Genomic DNA, 18661 nt, shown 5'->3' with positions numbered 1-18661 from the left:
CCAACCAAACGTTTATTACTGATTTTTATGTGGGTATTCGTTCCCGCCATGGTTGTCCTTGCGACCGGCTCATCCTTCTGTGATCCTAACCACTCTGGTTGAAAAATAACAGCCAACAAGGCTATCTCCCTGAAAAACGATGTTAAAGGAAGTCCCATGAGCAGCCCGCACTCCTACACGCCCGTCAGCCACCCCTGGCAGTTGTTGTTGATCTGTCGCAGTGTCGCCACACTGGAAACCAGCCCTCTGCCTCAAGGGGTGTCGCTGGATCAGGCCTGGCGCAGTGAGGTGGCGGGGTATCAGGTTGCACGCTGGCCGCTGCAGCAGCCGTTGAAGGACCTGCCTGAGGTGGAGCAGGGAGAGCTGTTGTGTTTGGCGACCGACGGTCCGGTACTGGCCCGGCCAGGCTTGCTGTTGATGGACATGGACTCCACCGCCATCGACATCGAATGCATTGATGAGATTGCCCGTGCCGGTGGTGTCTATGATGAGGTCAGTGCCGTCACCGAAGCGGCCATGCGCGGCGAGCTGGGTTTCGAGCAGAGTTTGCGCCAGAGGGTGGCTAAATTGGCGGGAATTCCGGCGACAGTACTGGATGATATCGCTGCCGATCTGCCGCTGAATCCAGGCCTTACTAAATTGGTGGCTCACCTGCAGCAGGCGGGGTGGCGGGTAGCGCTGGCCTCCGGAGGGTTTAATCGCATCGCATCGGTGCTGGCGGCACAGTTGAAGCTGGATTATTTCCAGGCCAACGACCTGCAGGAGCAAGGCGGTCGCCTGACCGGAGAGGTTACCGGCACCGTCGTCGATGCTCAGACCAAAGCCCGGATATTGCAGCAGGTGGGGCGGCAGTATGGCATCGAACCGAATCAGTGGGTGGCGCTGGGGGATGGTGCGAATGATCTGCCGATGATGGAAACCGCCCGCCTTGGAGTGGGGTTTAGGGCTAAGCCGGCGGTGGCGGCCCGCGCCGATGCCAACCTGAGCCAATTGGGGTTGGATGCGGTGCTGGCAATGTTGATCTAGTTCACGTTTTTCTGGTCTAATCAGTGCCATCAGCAGTCAATAAGCAGTAGAGAGTAATGCAACACAGTCAGGGATCAGACTATCTGGACTATCGCAGTGGCCGCCTGCACCTTAAGGTGCTTACCCCCCATCAGGTTCACAAAGGTGTGGTATTGATGGTGCACGGTGCCATGAGTAACGGCAGGGTGTTTTACAGCGACAGGGGCAAGGGGCTGGGGTGTTACCTGGCGGATCAGGGCTATCTGGTGTACGTGCTGGATTGTTATGGCCACGGCCAGTCTCATCCGCCGCTGGCGCATAAAGAGAGCCACGGTCAGTATGAGATCATCAGCGAGCAACTGCCTCTGGTTCAGCAGCGCCTATGCCAGCGCCACGGCGGTGCGGTTCACTGGATAGGGCACTCCTGGGGCGGGGTATTGATGATCGCCACTCTGGCACGCTATCCGAAAATGCTCAGCCAGGTACAAACCCTGTCGCTGTTTGCTTCCAAGCGAACCGTACGCAGCTGGAGTTCGGAGCGGTTGCTGAAGATCGAGCTGGCCTGGAAACGACTGTTTCCCTGGCTGGGGGAGAAATTGGGCTATCTGCCGCTGCAAAGACTTAGGGTGGGAATGGACGACCAGTCAACCCGGTTCCTGCTGGATTCTCTGCCCTGGATCAGTCACCGTCACTGGCTGGATGAACGTGATGGCTTTGATTATGGTGAAGCAGCCCGGTCACTGGTGGAGCAGGGATGCTGGCCGGTTACCTGGTTTGTGGCCGGTGCCGGTGATCGGGCCCTGGGTAACCCCAGAGACGTGCACGACCTGATGCTGGAGTGTGGCCTGGAAGGGCGGGCCCAGTACCAGGTGATTGGCCGTAGTCAGGGCTTTCGCCGAGACTACGACCATGCAGGATTGCTGACCCACCGGGATGCGGCCGCCGAACTGTTCCCAAATGTCCTTAGCTGGCTACAGCAGCCTCGATGGGCAGGCGATATTGCAGCAGAAACTCGGGGGTGATGTCCCGGAGCTCACCGATGACCGCGATCTGCCATAACATCTCTTCCAGCTCTTTGGCCCGGTGCAGGGCGTGGGTGCTGATGGCGGCCAGTTCGGCCTGCAGGTAATCCAGGTCGGGCTTTTGTGCCCGATTCAGCTGCAGGCTGACGACCTTAAGGTGACCGTCACCATGCAACTGGGCCAGCTTCAGCCGAACCTGATCTGGGTGACCAATCTCTGACAGGGTCCATGCCTGGCGTAACTCTCTCTCCGGCGGCCAGTGCAGTATCAGAGTCGATAGCCAGGCCGGCGCCTCGTTGCGGCTGCGGGCCATCTGGTCATACTGTTTGTGGACCACCTCATTGTTGAGAATGGCGTCGAGGTTGAGGCCATGGAGATCGATCAGCGATTGTAGGGTGGTGCTGGGCAATAAACTGTTACCGGCCAGGTTGGCATGCAGCTTACTTTGGCATTTATGAATGAAAAATGGCAGTGAGTACAGTCGCTTCAGCACCAGATTCTTGACCCCTTCCAACAGCTGGCGATGTTGAATCTGACTGCCAACCTGCACCATCTTTTCGCGGTTCTGGCCCAGAAGATGAGACAGGAACACCACGCCTGAGTGAGGTTCGTCCTCCACCGCTTTAAGGTGCAGGGTCTTGCCGTCTTTCTGGCTTCGTACCAGTTCATAGGGCAGCTGTTTCAGTTTCAGCTTGCCCGCCAGAGGCTGAAGCTCGGGAAACTCCAGTTTGAGGGTCTCATGCAGCGGCAGGTGTACCGCCTGTTCAACATCCAGTCTGAGTCCCCTGGGCGAAACATCCACCGACAGTGCCACCATCTCGTCCCGCTTGTGGGTGACCAGCACCCGGGTTTGCAGGGAGAAGCGCGGCTCCCGTCGCAGCTCCTGCTGCTGGCAGGGCAGTGGCCGGGGATCCATGTTCGACACCCGTTTCTGGCCAAACTGGCGCAACTGGTTGATGTGGCAGTCTGAGTCGTAGTCGGCAAAGCCGCTGTTTTCCTCGGGAGCCAGGCTGCTCAGGTGCACCAGCAATGACATGCCGTTGATCTGTTGGCGCACCAGAGCGTCGCTGGGGCGGCCATTGACCGGCGAGTGACTGGCCCACTCTTTATCCCGTTCACTGATGGTGTGCAGGTTAACGCGATGCACCCGGAATCCGGTTTTCCGGCTGGCGTGTTTGAAGAAGCAGGCGCTCATCTGCTGGCGTTCCAGCTCAAACAGGGTGGCGGAGAAGAACAGCTTGTGGTTGTCATGGTGGTGCACAAAGCTGAACAGCAGTTGGTGGGCCAGTTCGCCAGGATGCTTCAGTTGTCTGGCCAGGCGCTCCTCGGTCAGGGCTGAACACAGCTGGCTGTGACCGCGTTCATCCAGCCAGTAGTTCAGGTGACTGCGGTTAGACTCGGTTTGCAGCGCCATGGAGGGTTGTAATTTGCCATTTTTCAGTGACATTGCAATTGGAACAGAGGCCAGCCTCGGCAGGTACTGGCGTTCATAGCCGCGACTTTTGGCCGTAGACAGCAGATGGTTGAGTTCGGGCCGGGTTCGCAATCGGCTGACGCTGAGAATTCGCTCAAAGGTCTGATCCAGATTGGGGGTGTTGTCCACCCGTCTCAGTCGTATCTGGGTATGGTCCTCGCCCGGCTGGGTGTCGATCACCCGGTAGCTGACGCCGTGCTTCAGTTCGGGCACGGTAAACTCACTGGCGATTTCGGTGAAGCTGACAATCACCGGCTGGGCCGGATCCAGCACCCAGGGACGCAGGGTTTTGATTTTGGCACCGCGAATGGACAGATCCTGGGTGCGGCCGGACATCGGCGCCCCGTTGGGTTGCCACAAGGTAATGGGCGACGAGAAGGTGTGACGGGTTTCCCTGCGACGAATGTAGTGTCCCATGGGCAGAAGATCCACGCGGGGAGGGCGGGTCGGCTGGTCGCTCTGGGATTCGTGGGAATCCTGGTTGCCGCTGTCGGGTTTGAGGGAATCCAGCAGGGCCTCATAAGCCCCGACGGTATAACGCCCTTCATACAGCTCAATCTGCTGCTGCAGAAACTGCTCCGCTTCTTCACTCAAGCGGTGGCTGACACCGCAGATCTCCACCTCCCGGGTCTCCGGGCCTGAGTGGCCGCTCAGATCAATTTTGCGCAGACAATCCTGATTCAACCGCCGCAGCTCCATGCGGACAAGAAAGCGATCTGAGCTGCTGAGGTGGGACGTCGCTTGATCCAGCAGGCTGTCAAAACTGGCGTCTTGCAGTAATGGAACGAGCTGATTTATAAGATCGTTATGGTCTTCCATGGGGACAAAATTCAACCTTCTGATCGCTAGAGTGTAACTCCTCAGGCGGTTGCCGTATATAATCCGATGCATAAGCGGCTGGTTGGCTCTCAGTTTTTTGCTGTCTGGGTGCAGTGGTAAGAGCAGAGACGGCCGGATTCCAGTCAGATCAACAGTTGATGAACACCGTTTGAGGGGCAGAATGGCAAAGGCTAAATCGGCTTACGTGTGTAACGATTGCGGGGCCGATCACCCGCGTTGGCAGGGGCAGTGTAACGCGTGCAGCGCCTGGAATACCCTGACGGAAGTGCGTCTGGGGGCGGCAAGCAAGGGGCGCAGCGATCGCTTCAGCGGCTATGCCGGCGATGCCGCTTCCGCCGGGGTGCAGTTACTCAATGAGATTAATTTGGAAGAGCTGCCCCGGTTTGGGAGCGGTTTCAGCGAGTTGGATCGGGTGCTTGGCGGCGGTATTGTCCCCGGTTCGGCCATTCTGATCGGCGGCAGCCCGGGGGCGGGTAAATCCACCCTGCTGCTGCAGACCATGTGTCGCCTGTCACAGAGCATGAATGCCCTCTATGTGACCGGTGAGGAGTCACTGCAGCAGGTAGCGATGAGGGCCAACCGGTTGGCACTGCCCACCGACAAGCTGAAGATGCTGTCGGAAACCTCGGTGGAGCAGATCTGCCACATCGCCGAAAAGGAGAAGCCGTCGATCATGGTGATCGACTCCATTCAGGTGATGCACATGGCCGACGTCCAGTCGGCACCGGGCAGCGTGGCCCAGGTGCGGGAAAGTGCCGCCTACCTGACCCGGTTTGCCAAGCAGAACAACGTGGCGATGTTCCTGGTGGGGCATGTGACCAAAGACGGCTCCCTGGCCGGGCCCAAGGTGCTTGAGCACTGCATTGACTGCTCGGTACTGCTCGATGGCGAGGGCGACTCCCGCTTCCGCACCATGCGCAGCCATAAAAACCGCTTTGGCGCCGTCAATGAGCTGGGGGTGTTTGCCATGACCGGCCAGGGCCTGAAAGAGGTGGCCAACCCGTCGGCGATCTTCCTGTCCCGAGGTGAGGAGCAGGCGCCCGGTTCGGTGGTGCTGGTGATCTGGGAGGGGACCCGGCCATTGCTGGTGGAACTGCAGGCACTGGTGGATCACAGCCAGTTAGGAAACCCCAGGCGCATTGCCGTTGGCTTGGAGCAGAACCGGTTGGCGATGCTGCTGGCGGTGTTGCATCGCCATGGTGGCCTGCAGATGTCCGACCAGGATGTGTTTGCCAATGTGGTTGGCGGCGTCAAGGTCACCGAAACCGGCGCCGATCTCAGCCTGTTGCTGGCGATGGTTTCCAGCTTTCGGGATCACGCCCTGCCCAGGGATCTGGTGGTGTTTGGCGAAGTGGGGTTGTCCGGTGAGATTCGTCCGGTACCCAACGGCGGTGAGCGTCTCAATGAAGCCGCCAAGCATGGTTTTACCCGGGCCATTGTGCCCAAGGGCAATGTGCCCAGACAGCCAGTGGCGGGCATGGAGGTGATAGGGGTGACCAAACTGGATCAGGCGCTGGAAGCGATTTAACGGCAAGCGGCCGACTCAGCCCGCCTCCGCCCTGTTCGAATGCTGAGGTGGTCGCTGTCGGCCGCCGGGGATCAGATCTCCATCCACAGCTCTTCCAGCTCCTTGTCAATGGAGGAGGGGCTGTGCAGTTCGATGAGCCGGCGCAGATGGATCAGGCTGTCGACATTGATGTTGTTCCATACCAGCCCCAGTGACTGGGCGTTGATACGCAGTATCTCCGCCTGCATCTTTATGGTGATGGTGTCGCTGAGAGGCACATGCACCGTCATGGGTTGATTCAGTGCCACAGTCATCCCTTCGGGTCTGGCCAGCAGGATGCCGTGCAGGCTGAGATCCAGCACCCGGGTTGACCACTGTCGCTGTCCCTGCCACAACAACGCCGGCCCCATAAATTGCACCCGAGTAAAGTGTCGCCGTTCTTCCATCGGTTTTGCGCTCCTGATGTTGATACTCTGAGTATAGGGTTAACCTCAGAGCTGGAACAGTAACCAGGCCCCGGAATCGCCGACCTGGTTGCCATTTGGGCAGGGCGTCAGGCGTACTCTTTGAGCACCGCCCGTCCCAGAGTCAGCCGCTGCATCTCTTCTGAACCACCGGATACGCGATCCACCCTCAGATCTCGCCAGAAGCGGCTGATGCGGTGCTCGCCAGTGATGGCCGAGCCGCCGAAGACTTGCATCGCCTCGTCCACCACTTCGAAGGCGGCTTTGGCGCAGTAGAGTTTGCACATGGCGGCGTCACCGGAGGTCATCATGCCGTTGTCTGCTTTCCAGGCGGTTTGATACAGCATGTTTTTCATGTTGTTCAGGTTAATGGCCATCTGGGCAAATTTGTCCTGAATCAGCTGGGTTCGGGCGATGGGCTGGCCAAATTGCACCCGATGATTGGCGTAGCGAGCGGCGTCTTCAAAGGCGCAGTAGGCGCTGCCGTAATTGGTGCAGGCGATCAGGAAGCGCTCCAGGTCGAACTCCTCTTTTACCCGCTCGAAGCCGTTGCCTTCGGTACCAAACAGGTCGCTCTCCTCCAGTTCCACCTGGTCAAACTCCACTTCGCAGCAACTGTCCATCTTCAGGCCCAGCTTAGGCAGCGGGGTCACGGTGATGCCAGGCTTGTTCATGTCGACAAAAAACTCCGAAAAAACCGGGGTCATTGAGGAGGCGTCTTTGGCCATCACCACCAGATAGGCGGCGCCAGCGGCACTGGTGATGTAGCATTTGGTGCCGTTGAGGTAGATTTTGCCGTTTTTACGCAGGTAGCTGGTTTGCAGGCTGCGCACGTCCGAGCCGGCTCCCGGCTCGGTAATGGCCGAGTTCCACATCTGCTTGCCGGTGCCTCTGAGTGCCAGAATCTTGTTGATCTGCTCTTCGGAGCCCTCACGCAGGAAGGTGGAGAAGCCGGCCATCTGATACAGCACATAGGTGGGGGCGCCCAGGCGGCCCAACTCTTCCCATATCACCGTCAGGGTCAGCAGGCCCGCATCAAAGCCATCGTGCTCTTCGGGCAGCAGCAGACTGTCCAGCCCCATGTTCGCCAACTCTTTGACGAAGCGCTCCGGGTAGGTGTTGCTGTCGTCACATTCGGCAAAATAGGGTTCCCAGTTTTCCCGCTCCATCAGGTTGCGTACCCCCTGGACAAACAGCTCTTGTTCGTGGGTCAGTCTGTAGTTCATAAGTCATTCACCGCTAGAAGCAATCGAGGGAAGCGAGGTGTCCATTCCTGGGGCTGTGCCGGAGAGTCACAGGCTTCCAAATTCAGGTGATCTCCTTGCATCGGCGTCCGGGTGCCGGTCTGAGACGGGTGTTGCGTATCGGCCTGTCTGGTTGAGGACGAAGCGGACGATGCCAGGGCCCGCCATCGTTGTGACGACGGGAGTGATCAAGTCAGACGAACAGCATAACACTTTCATCGCCTTGGCAGGTGAACCCAGGTTGGATTTCTGTTCGGCAGTGGGGGAGATTCATGTTACCGGGAGGGGCGCGAGCTGGAAAAACTTGTTTATTTAAAACAAGGGGATAAATAGGTGTTCTAGCTGTCAGAGAGGAGGAAGGGCCGCCATGGCGGCCCTTGGTAGCATCAGTCGATGCGCTTGTACTTGATGCGGTGCGGCTCCAGGGCGTCGGCGCCGTGGGTCTTCTTCATCCACTCGCGGTATTCGCTGTAGTTGCCTTCGTAGAAGTTGACCTGCCCCTCATCCCGGTAGTCGAGAATGTGGGTGGCGATGCGGTCAAGGAACCAACGGTCGTGAGAGATCACCATGGCACAGCCAGGGAACTCCAACAGGGCGTTTTCCAGTGCCCGCAGGGTTTCGATATCCAGATCGTTGGTGGGCTCATCCAGCAACAGCATGTTGCCGCCGGCCTGCAGCAGTTTGGCCAGGTGCAGACGGCCGCGCTCACCACCGGACAGCTCGCCGACTCGCTTCTGCTGGTCGGTGCCTTTAAAGTTAAAGCGGCTGACGTAGGCCCGGGACGGGATCTCAAAGCTACCGATCTTGAGGATGTCCTGACCACCGGACAACTCCTGGAACACGGTTTTGCTGTCGTCCATGGAGTCACGGAACTGATCCACCGAGGCGATCTTGACGGTGTCACCCAGTTCGATGCTGCCGCTGTCGGCGCTTTCGCTGCCGTTGAGCATGCGGAACAGGGTCGACTTACCGGCGCCGTTGGCACCGATGATGCCGACGATGGCGCCTTTGGGAACGGAGAACGACAGGTCGTTGATCAGTACCCGGCCGTCGTAGGACTTGGTCAGGTTGTTGACCTCCAGCACCTTGTCACCCAGACGCTCACCCGGCGGAATGAACAGCTCATTGGTTTCGTTACGGCGCTGGTAGTCGGTGTTGTTCAACTCTTCGAAGCGATTCAGACGGGCCTTGCTTTTGGCCTGACGGCCTTTGGGGTTTTGGCGTACCCACTCCAGCTCTTTCTGGATCGACTTCATGTGGGCCTTTTCCTGAGCGGCTTCCTGCTCCAGGCGAGCTTCTTTCTGTTCCAGCCAGGAGGAGTAGTTGCCTTCCCATGGAATCCCTTCGCCACGGTCCAGTTCCAGAATCCAGCCGGCGGCGTTATCGAGGAAGTAACGGTCGTGGGTAATGGCCACAACGGTACCCGGGTACTCTTCCAGGAAGCGTTCCAGCCAGGCAACGGATTCGGCGTCCAGGTGGTTGGTGGGTTCGTCAAGCAGCAGCATGTCCGGCTTTTCCAGCAACAGACGGGCCAGGGCCACACGACGGCGCTCACCACCGGACAGCACCTTAATTTTGGCGTCCCACTCCGGCAGGCGCATGGCGTCGGCGGCGCGCTCCAGGGCGTTGTCCAGGTTATGGCCGTCTTTGGCGTCGATCAGTGCTTCCAGCTCACCCTGCTCTTTGGCCAGAGCGTCAAAGTCGGCGTCTTCGGCGGCATAGGCATCGTACACCTCGTTGAGGCGGGCGATGGCGCCGGCCACGTCGCTGACCGCTTCCATGACCACTTCGCGCACGGTCTTGTCCAGATCCATCTGCGGTTCCTGGGGCAGGTAGCCGACATTGATGCCGGGCATCGGCCGGGCTTCCCCTTCAAATTCGGTGTCGACGCCGGCCATGATCCGCAGCAAAGTGGATTTACCGGCACCGTTCAGACCCAGTACGCCGATCTTGGCGCCGGGAAAGAAAGAGAGGGAGATGTCTTTCAGGATGTGGCGCTTAGGTGGAACCACCTTACCCACTCTGAGCATGGAATAGATGAACTGTGCCATGGAGTTTCCTATATAAAAAATCAATCAGTGCCAGGCTGGCCTGCCCCGGTGATTGAGTCCGGAGTCCGGCAGCGTGCTGGCGAGCGTCATTGGGATGGCGCCTATGATACTGGGTCGTGCGCCGGAATCCAGTAGCAGAGCACGGATTCCGGCGACAAGGGGGGGGATCAGCGGGATTGTGCCCAGCCGGTGGCTTTGACCTCTTTGACAAAGGAGACAATTCCCAGGGTGACTACCCCCATGATGGGCAACCCCGAAACGATGGTGGCGGTCTGTAACACCTCCAGTGGACCATTGACCACCATAATGCCCAGTGGCAGTAAACTCAGAACAAAGGCCCAGAACAGGCGATTCCAGCGGGCCGGCTCCTGATCCGGGGTCAGGTGGGCGGTGGTGGTCGCGGACAGGGCGTAGCTGACGGCATCGTAAGTGGTGGCCAGAAAGATGCCACACACCAGCGAGAAGGTGCCAATGAACAGCGGCGTCAATGGCAGGTACTCGGCCATCCGCACGATCACCTCGCCCCCTTTGAACTGGGTGACCAGGGTGGCGACGTCCAGCTGGCCGGACAGCTGCAGTTGCAGACCAAAGTTACCGAAGATGATGTAGAAGGCGGCACAGCCGCTGGAAGCGGCCACCAGAGTCACCAAAATGGTGGCTTTGACGGTGCGTCCCCGGGAAATCTTGGCAATGAAAATCGACATAAAGGGCGCAAACGACGCCCACCAGGCCCAATAGAATACGGTCCAGTTGGAGATCAGGCCGCAGTTTTCAATGGGGTCCATATTGGTGGCCATGGCGACGAAGTTCGACAGCACCCGCCCCAGAGTACTGACTCCCATCTCCATGGTGAACACAGTCGGCCCGGTCAGCAACACAAACGCCAGCAGCGCCACCGACAGCACCACATTGATGTCTGACATGGCGCGCAGGCCGCGCTTGATGCCAAAAAAGGCGCTCATCCCAAATACGGCGGTGACCAGGAACAGCACCAGTACCTCCAATTGCAGACCATTGGGAACGCCGGTCAGGGCACTGATCCCGGCGGCAATCACCGGGGCGCCCAGGCTTAATGAGGTGGCCGCGCCGCCGATGAGGCCAATCATAAACAGAATGTCGATCACCTTGCCGGTGGCGCCGTTGACCCGATCTCCAAGCAAAAAGTGGCAGCATTGGGAGATGTTCAGCACCGGTGTCTTCTTCACGTGAAAGGAGTAGGCGATGGGAATCGCCAGGGTGGCGTACATGGCCCAGGCGATGGGACCCCAGTGAAACATGGCGTAGGCCGAGGCCCACTCTTTGGCCTGAGCACTGCCGACTTCGGTGCCGTTGATGCCCAGGTTGGACAGATGGGCCCAGTCCAGCATGCTGCCGTACATGATGCCGGAGCCGACACCGGCGCACACCAGCATCGCCACCCAGCTGTAGTCGGAGTATTCGGGAGTGCTGCCCAATACCTTGTTGCCATGGGGGCCGAAAGCCAGCCACAGGCACCACAGGAAGGCGCCGATCCCGGCCATGATGTACAGCCAGCCCAGCTCCTGAGTGATGAACTGGAACAGCGAGAAGATCAGGGTCTTTGAGCTATCCGGATAGAGCAGCATCGGCAGGGTTCCCAGCAATACCAGAATAAAGGCGCCAAAAAACTTGAAGGTGTCGATATTCGGCAATAGGGATGACGCACCAAAGCCGAGGCGTGCCTCCGTGGACGGAATAGTACTCACTGCTGCTCTCCAAAGCGGGTTAGGGGGACAATGTGCCCGGTCGGGCAGGGCTGTGTGTTGACAGTCATGTTTAGAGCGTTCACCTCAGAGTCCGGCCATTGGCTCAGGGGCGGTTGCTGAGGTTGCTGGTTTGGGATGGCACTGTGGTGCTGGCGGCCGAGTCTACCGTTCATTACAGTTGCCAGATGTTGATGCGCTAATGGGGACACTATTACAAACCATCACTACTCGCCTGTCAGTTAATATTGAGATTGTTTTGTTCGGAGTGAATTTTAATTCGGACATTACCTGTCTGTGATTAATAAAAAAACACTTTGGGTCACGTTTTTTGTTTGGTAATTTTATTTTTATTTGTTGGGGGTATTTGTGCTCTTTGTTTATTTAATGTTTTTGAAGCGAGCGAGGCCTGTCCGGTCAGTGAATCCGGCAGGCCTTTTATATATTATTTTTGTTATAAATAAAGGAGGGTAGTTATTTACCCTAATCACTTTATTTATGAAATGTACTTATTGTATTCAGAGGCATAAATGCACCTTATCCAAATTTTGCCGAGCTGGTTTCAGTCAGAGCCAACCCCCGAGTTTCCGGTGCCATGGTAACTGAGATAAAGAAGCCGACAAGGGACACCACCGCCCCCATTAGCATGGTCATGGACACCCCATACTTGGCCATAAACAGTGGCAGGGCATAGGTGGACAGAATGGTACCGATACGACTGAAGGCCATGACCGCTCCTACGGCGGAGGCGCGAATCTCGGTAGGGAACAGTTCGTTGGGGTACAGCCACTGCAGAATTCCCGGCCCGCCGGAGAAAAAGGCATACAGGCCAAAGGCGGCAATCACCAGGCCGATACCGGGGTTGGGGACGATACCCAACACCGCCAGGGCGGCGGTCATGATGGCGAAACTGCCAATCAGCAGCGGCCGCCGGCCGATGGAGTTGAGCCAATACATGGCGGGAACGCAGCCGGCAATAAAGAAGACACTGATCAGAATGTTCCCTAGAGCCGCGTCCTTGCCATCATGAAGTCCGAGTAGGCCGATAATTTGCGGCCCAAAGGTATAGATGGCAAACATGGGAATGATTTGGCAGCTCCAGATGGTGCCGGTAAATATCACCATTCTGAGGTTTCGTTTTTCAAAAATATCCCGGTATCGTGTGGGCTTTTTCTCCTCTACATCCAGGGCGATCTCTTTGCCGAAGTAGGTGGCCATCACCTGTTTACACTCTTCGATTCGCCCTTTTTGCATCAGCCAGCGGGGAGACTCCGGCAGGTGAAAACGACCCAGAAGAATGACCAGGCAGGGAATGACCCCACTGCCCAGCATCCAGCGCCAGCCATCTTCAAGGTCGTAGAGCATATAGCCGACGGCGTTGGCGCAGGTGGCGCCGACGTACCACATCAGGGCGATGAACCCCATGGTGAACGCCCGGTGTTTGGTCGGAGAAAATTCGGCCACCATGGAGGTGGCGATGGGGTAATCGGCACCAATGACCACGCCGATGAGAAAACGCATGATCACCAGTTCCATGGGAGAGGAAACAAAGATGGTGGCGATGGACAAGGCGCCGATGGCGATGATGTCGATCAGAAACATCAGTTTGCGCCCGAACAGATCGGCGATGTAACCGAACAGGGCGGTACCGACGAACAATCCCACCAGAGTCGACGCGCCCACCAGCCCAATCCAGTTGGAGTCCAGTTGCATCTGCGGAATCAATTGTTCCAGGGCGATGCCGATAATGACCAGAATATAACCGTCCAGGAAGGGACCACCACTGCCCCATAGCATGATCTTTCTGTGGAGTGGAGTAAACTCCATGTCATCGAAACTTTTCGCATTTTTCATTATGTGCCCTCAAATTCTGCACAGAAAGACGGTGGGGTTTACTGTCCCTAAAATGTGGTGATAATTAGCTCTTCCATTGCCATGTCGCCTAAAAGTTGACCGTGTTGCTCCGGTATCAACTCAATCCAGTAGAGGTTACCAAAATGCACCCTTGCTGACCGTGTATGATCTAACAAATACTGAATTTAATGTCTCTCTTAGTGCCTGTTTTATACTACGGATTACAATTTCTTGCTGCTTAATTTAGTGGCGAATGAGTGTGGTTCAGTTTGTCGGTGGTCTATTTTGTTTTATTCACCGTTAACGGCCATCATATTTAGTGACCGTTCACACACAAAATAAGAGAGGCAAATCTCTTTGCCTCTCTGTGTCGTTAGCCGTAGCGGTACTCGATGCCGAATGTGCCGCGCGGGTATTCCCATTTTTCCAAAATGGTGTCACCACACAGGAACTTACAGGTACCACACTCCAGACAGCCGGCAGCGTCGAAGCGGGGGGTGCCGTCGTCGGCCAGTTTGTACAGGCCTGCCGGACAGGCGTTCACCAGTTTCTTGAATTCGTTCATGTCGGGGTTGTCTTTCAGGACAATGTGTGGGTGCCCTTCATCCACATAGAACTTGTTCACACCCAGCTTGACGTCGACGTTCACTGAACTGCTCATAGTGCCGTGACTCCTTTGAATCCGTCTTTAATCAAATTGAGGTAACCCACCTCTTTGCAGTGCTTCATCAGCATCTTCCGAATCGGCGGCGTGTCGCTGCCGTCGACGGTGAACATCTCCTGCATGATGTCGGCGACCATCTTGGGGTACTGGTTAAAGATGCGTGGGTTTTCCATAAAGGCGGGCAGCTTCTGATACAGCTTCAGATCTTTCATGACAAAGCTGTCTTCCAGTAACGTCTGGTAACTGCTCAGGCCAGTTGCAGAGAAATCGCTGTTTTCGCGAGCGGTCAAAATGGCTTGAGCGGCCGCTTCCCCGGAAGCGATGGCCAAGTCCATGCCACGTACGGTGTAGCCAACGTTGAGACAGAAACCGGCAGCGTCACCCACAATCAATACGCCGTCATCCACCAGCTTCGGCACCATCTGCAGGCCGGCTTCGGGAACCACGTGACCGGAGTATTCGATCATCTTGCCGCCTTCGATCAGCGGTTTTACTGCCGGGTGGTTTTTGAAATCTTCCAGCATCTGTGGCACGGTTTTGCTGGAGGCACCGATGTCATGGAGACCGCACACCACACCGAGAGAGACGGTAGTTTTGTTGGTGTACAGGAATCCGCCGCCCATCAGGCCATTGGAGGGCGAACCGGCAAACAGCCAGGCGGCGCCTTCGTCACCACTGACATTGAAGCGATCCTGAATCTGAGCTTCGCTCAGTTCAATCAGCTCTTTGGCGCCGACGGCCATGGCGCTGGCTTTCACCTTGGAGACCATACCGAGTTGCTCGCCCAGCACCGGGTTGACCCCTTCGGCCAGAATGACGGCTTTGGCGGTGAGTTCGTCGCCATCGGCTTCCACGCCCAGCACCTTGCCATTCTCGGTCAGAATCTTATCGACGCGAATGCCGCTGATGAATTGAGCTCCGGCCTCTTCGGCTTTGGCCATCAGCCACTGGTCAAACTCGCCTCGCAGGACGGTGTAGGATTCCTGCAGTGCGTTTTGATCGCGGCCATTGTGGTAGTCCAGGGTGACGGCGCTGTCGTCGGTCAGGAAGGTGACTTTCTCCTTGGTGACCTTACGTTCGATGGGCGCTTCGCTGGCAAAGCCAGGAATGACCCGCTCCAGGCTGTGGCCATAAAGGCGGCCGCCGGTCATGTTTTTTGAGCCGGCGTAGTTGCCCCGCTCGATGACCAGGACGTCGGCTCCACCCTTGGCCAGAACGTAGGCGGCGATGCAACCGGCTACCCCCGCTCCGACGATGATGGTGTCAAAGGCTTCTTCAGACATAATAGTGTTACTCTTTCAGGTTGAGTCGTCCGTGGCCCATCCTTGGGCCAAAATGTTGACAATGAACAATTTTTACGCGTTAAGAGACTCGATCAATGCGGGGATCACCTTGCCGGCGTCGCCTACCAGGCCGTAATCGGCGTACTGGAAAATCGGTGCATTCTTGTCTTTGTTGATGGCCACAATGGTCTGGGCACTGTTGACGCCCACCATGTGCTGAATCTGACCAGAGATGCCCACGGCAAAGTACAGTTCTGGCTTAAGCATGATGCCGGAGACGCCGATGTAGCGTTCGCGCTCCATCCATTTTTCAGTTTCGGCGATGGGACGGCTGCAGCCCATTTCAGCGCCCAACAGGGAAGCCAGTTCTTGCGCTTTTTTCAGGTTGTCCTGAGAGACGATGCCACTGCCGATGCCGATGACCCGCTTGGCTTTGCCCAGATCCACGCCTTGTCCCGCTTTTTGGCGGCGCTCGACGCAGGTGATGCTGTGTTTCGGGGCGACAAAGTCCAGAGAGACGGTCTCGCCAGTGGCGCCGGTGGCCGCGGCAGGTTCAAAGACGCCGTTTGCCAGGGTGACGATGGCAGTCTGTGAACACAGGGTTTCTTCGCCCAGTGCCAGGCCGCCATAAACCATGTGCTTGGCCTTGACCTTTGCGTCGGCAATCTCCAGTTCGCTGGCGTCGTTAAACACACCGGCCTGCAGGCGTGCGCCCAGTTTGGCAGCGATGGCCTTACCACGGCGGGTTGCGCCGATCAGGATCAGTTCTGGGCGGCCATGGGCGTCGGCTGCGTGGATCATGGTGTCTACGTAGTCTTCGACGATGCGGGTGTCGGGCTTCTCTCCCAGATGGAACACCTGGTGGGCGCCCAGGCTGTGAGCCATGGCGACATCGGCATCGGTGCCCAGCACCAGGGCACTGACCTTGTCACCCAGTTGTAAGCCGCCAGTGATCACTTCCGGCAGGCGTGAGTCCACGTCGCTGAAGACCCATACATTTGGCAGTTTGCTCATTCTTAATTCCTCTCAATTAGTTGGCGGCTTTACGCAGTAGCTCGGTGAATTCGGCGATTTGATCGTCGCCGTCGCCTTCAATGATGTGGCGCTGACGCTGTTGTTGTTCCGGCGCCTTGATGGAGACCAGTTCAGCCACTGCCGGCTGGCTCTCCAGAGCCAGATCCGCCAGGCTCAGAGTGGTGGTGGGCTTTTTGGCCGCCCCAAGAATCGCCTTCATGGACGGAATTTGAGGCTCGTTAATGTCGGCGGAGACCGAGACTACGGCGGGCAGTGCAATCTCCAGTACCTCGACTTCGTCATCCAGCTCTCGCTCGACCCGCAGGATGCCGGCGTCGCTGGAAAGAATCTTGCTAACACCGTTGATGGTGGGCAGGCCCAATTTTTCGCCCAGCAGCAAGCCCACTTGTTGGGCATACAGGTCGCCAGAGCCGTCACCGCAAAGAATCAGATCAAACTCTGACTTGGCTGCGGCAGCCGCCAATACGTGCGCGGTCTGATGGGGCAGTGATTGTTGCAGGCTGTCGTCGACCACAATGGTCAGGGCATCCGGGCCACGGGACAGAATGTCCTTACGCGCCTTTGGGTTCTCCAGGGCTTTGCCACCCATGCTCAGGGCGGTGATGTGTCCTTCACCGGCTGCGGCTTTCAGTTGTACCGCTGCTTCTACCGCGCTGAGATCAAATTGGCTGATTTTCAGGGAGGCTTTGCTGGTATCGATGGCGCCGTCGGAGGTTACGGCGATGTCCTGCTCTTCAGGAACCAGCTTGTAACACGCAATAATTTTCATTGTCTCTCCAGTGTGATTCTCGCAATGTTTGAGGCTAGCCGGGTTCAATTCAGTGAACGCCTGGCGTTATTTCCTTAGGTGTGTGACCCGAAATTCATAGCGAGGACAGCGGTGGTAAATGCGCCATGTCTCGAATGTTGTTCGTGAGCCTCACTGTATAAACAAGCAAACTTAAAAAGCGGTGAAAAGAAAACTTACTGCCATTTTTGATTGGAGTAAAAATATTCGTTTTCAGCATTTTTGTGTGCTGCCGTTTCCTGTTTTTAATTAATAACGCCGTACCCGATTTGAGAGCAATCGAAACCGCCGTTCGAACGGTGCAAATGTTATCTGTGTCACAAAAAATACCGTTCAGGTCATTTTGTGGTGAGTGTTTTTTGCTCTAAAAATAAATATCGGCCATCAAAGTGTGATTTGCTTCAAAAATTGCCCGTATTGACCTTACTCGCTAAAGGGGAAGTGTGACCTGGGGCTGTTTTTTCCTGAAATCCGATATGCATAATGCAACCAACCTAAAATGGAGGTGATTTGGATGAATAAGAAAATAATGTCTTTGCCCATTGCTTTATTACTGGTTAGTCAATCAGTTTCAGCAGTTGAGGTAGCGGGTAATGTTCGAGTTAATTACAATTGGAAGGATTATAGCGAGACGTCAAAAGCCACATCCGGTGACTTTGACTTCAATATGTTTGCTATCAAACTTTCCGAAAACTTCGATGATTACGGGGTGACAGCCGAGTATCGCTTTACCGACTCCTACGACTACCTGAAGTACGCCTACGCCTACTGGAACGCCAGTGAAGACCTGACCTTCAAACTGGGTGTGGTTGATAAGGCGTTCGGCAACAAGAACTTCGCATCTCATAACTGGTGGTACAGCTTGAACTACTACCTCGGCTTTGAGGATGACTGGGGTGTGGGTGCCAACCTGAGCTACGTAAAAGGGCCGTGGGAAACCGAGTTTTCTTTCCACCAGGGCGCAACTTACGGTGGCAGTGACTATCGGAACTACGCCGGTACTGTAGGGTCGGGCACCATTGGTGATAACACCTACAACAACGAAGAGCGCAATACTTTCGACCTGCGTCAGTCTTACCGTCTCAGCGGTGAAGGCTATGAGTTGCTGTTGGGCGCATCGCTGGAGTACGGTCAACTGTACAACAGTGTTGAGAATGAGTCCGGCGACACCCTGACCTGGGCCGCACACGGTGATTTCAGCTACGGTGACTGGGGTCTGCAACTGCAGTATCTGGACTACAGCTTCGATCAATATGATGACGGCAGTGTCGACACCAATAAAATTGGCATCGGTGCTGTGACTGGCTTCTATGAAGTAGCCAGCGAAGGCAAAATCCTGACTGCGAATATCGCCAAGAAGTTCCCAATGAGCTGGGGCACAATCACCGTTTATAACGACTACAGTGTATTGCAGCCGGATCAAGCTGGCTTCGATGACTCAATCCTGAACTCTACCGGTTTCTCAGTTTCCTATAAGAGCTTCTTTGTTTATGTAGACTATTACAACGCGAAGAACACTCTGTGGCTGGGCGGCAATAGTCTGGGCCTGGAGCAGAGCAGCGATGATTGGAATGGTCGCTTTAATATAAATCTTCAGTATTATTTCTGATAAGTGAGATCCAGTACAAATTTTACTTTTTAGATAGTTATTGTTTAGATAGTTTTAATTTAGAACTCTCTGTTAGCTAAATTATAAATTTAAGTAATATT

Annotated in this window: 14 protein-coding genes; 4 read left to right on the top strand and 10 right to left on the bottom strand. The window is 56.3% G+C overall.

Annotation, left to right across the window (positions count from 1 at the left end):
- Window positions 1-156 precede the first annotated feature (156 nt).
- Window positions 157-1026 carry a phosphoserine phosphatase SerB gene (gene serB, locus BLT77_RS06360; RefSeq protein ID WP_090363663.1) on the top strand — a complete coding sequence of 290 codons (870 nt, stop codon included), beginning with the start codon at window positions 157-159 and terminating at the stop codon, window positions 1024-1026.
- 56 nt (window positions 1027-1082) lie between these two features.
- Window positions 1083-2027, top strand: coding sequence for an alpha/beta fold hydrolase (locus BLT77_RS06355; RefSeq protein WP_090363661.1), 945 nt, complete (start codon window positions 1083-1085; stop codon window positions 2025-2027).
- Here BLT77_RS06355 and BLT77_RS06350 read toward each other — a convergent pair.
- A complete protein-coding gene (locus BLT77_RS06350) occupies window positions 1969-4320 on the bottom strand; it encodes a PilZ domain-containing protein (protein WP_176819211.1) in 2352 nt (783 codons plus the stop codon). The two genes, BLT77_RS06355 and BLT77_RS06350, sit on opposite strands and share 59 nt — an antisense overlap.
- Before the next feature lie 181 nt (window positions 4321-4501).
- Between BLT77_RS06350 and radA the strand changes: the two genes are divergently transcribed.
- Window positions 4502-5869 carry a DNA repair protein RadA gene (radA, locus tag BLT77_RS06345; protein ID WP_090363655.1) on the top strand — a complete coding sequence of 456 codons (1368 nt, stop codon included), beginning with the start codon at window positions 4502-4504 and terminating at the stop codon, window positions 5867-5869.
- Window positions 5870-5940: 71 nt separating this feature from the next.
- Here radA and BLT77_RS06340 read toward each other — a convergent pair whose 3' ends face one another.
- The 9 genes from BLT77_RS06340 to fixA form a co-directional block, all read right to left on the bottom strand.
- On the bottom strand, window positions 5941-6294 hold the full coding sequence (locus BLT77_RS06340) for a PilZ domain-containing protein (RefSeq protein WP_090363652.1): 354 nt from the start codon (window positions 6292-6294) through the stop codon (window positions 5941-5943).
- A gap of 107 nt (window positions 6295-6401) precedes the next feature.
- Complete coding sequence (gene caiA, locus BLT77_RS06335; protein WP_090363649.1) at window positions 6402-7538, bottom strand: crotonobetainyl-CoA dehydrogenase; 1137 nt, start codon at window positions 7536-7538, stop codon at window positions 6402-6404.
- A gap of 404 nt (window positions 7539-7942) precedes the next feature.
- Entirely contained in the window at window positions 7943-9607 is a 1665-nt protein-coding gene (ettA, locus tag BLT77_RS06330; protein WP_090363646.1) for an energy-dependent translational throttle protein EttA, read from the bottom strand.
- Between the two features lie 167 nt (window positions 9608-9774).
- Window positions 9775-11331, bottom strand: coding sequence for a BCCT family transporter (locus tag BLT77_RS06325; RefSeq protein WP_143026576.1), 1557 nt, complete (start codon window positions 11329-11331; stop codon window positions 9775-9777).
- A gap of 534 nt (window positions 11332-11865) precedes the next feature.
- Window positions 11866-13182 (bottom strand): MFS transporter, encoded by a 1317-nt coding sequence (locus tag BLT77_RS06320; RefSeq protein WP_090363641.1) that lies wholly within the window; start codon window positions 13180-13182, stop codon window positions 11866-11868.
- Window positions 13183-13555: 373 nt separating this feature from the next.
- On the bottom strand, window positions 13556-13843 hold the full coding sequence (locus BLT77_RS06315) for a ferredoxin family protein (RefSeq protein WP_090363636.1): 288 nt from the start codon (window positions 13841-13843) through the stop codon (window positions 13556-13558).
- A complete protein-coding gene (locus tag BLT77_RS06310) occupies window positions 13840-15129 on the bottom strand; it encodes an FAD-dependent oxidoreductase (protein ID WP_090363633.1) in 1290 nt (429 codons plus the stop codon). Before BLT77_RS06310 ends, BLT77_RS06315 begins: the two co-directional genes overlap by 4 nt.
- A 72-nt stretch (window positions 15130-15201) precedes the next feature.
- Window positions 15202-16143 (bottom strand): FAD-binding protein, encoded by a 942-nt coding sequence (locus tag BLT77_RS06305; RefSeq protein ID WP_090363630.1) that lies wholly within the window; start codon window positions 16141-16143, stop codon window positions 15202-15204.
- Between the two features lie 16 nt (window positions 16144-16159).
- Window positions 16160-16933: a putative electron transfer flavoprotein FixA gene (gene fixA, locus BLT77_RS06300; RefSeq protein WP_090363627.1), complete on the bottom strand. Its 774-nt coding sequence runs from the start codon at window positions 16931-16933 to the stop codon at window positions 16160-16162.
- 685 nt (window positions 16934-17618) lie between these two features.
- Here fixA and BLT77_RS06295 point away from each other — a divergent pair.
- Window positions 17619-18560 carry a hypothetical protein gene (locus BLT77_RS06295; RefSeq protein ID WP_090363624.1) on the top strand — a complete coding sequence of 314 codons (942 nt, stop codon included), beginning with the start codon at window positions 17619-17621 and terminating at the stop codon, window positions 18558-18560.
- Window positions 18561-18661: the final 101 nt, after the last annotated feature.

The organism is Ferrimonas sediminum, from assembly GCF_900100175.1.
Classification (GTDB): Bacteria; Pseudomonadota; Gammaproteobacteria; order Enterobacterales; family Shewanellaceae; genus Ferrimonas; species Ferrimonas sediminum.
Note: the sequence above shows the minus strand (reverse complement) of the source record. Positions and strands in the feature narration are given on the sequence as shown.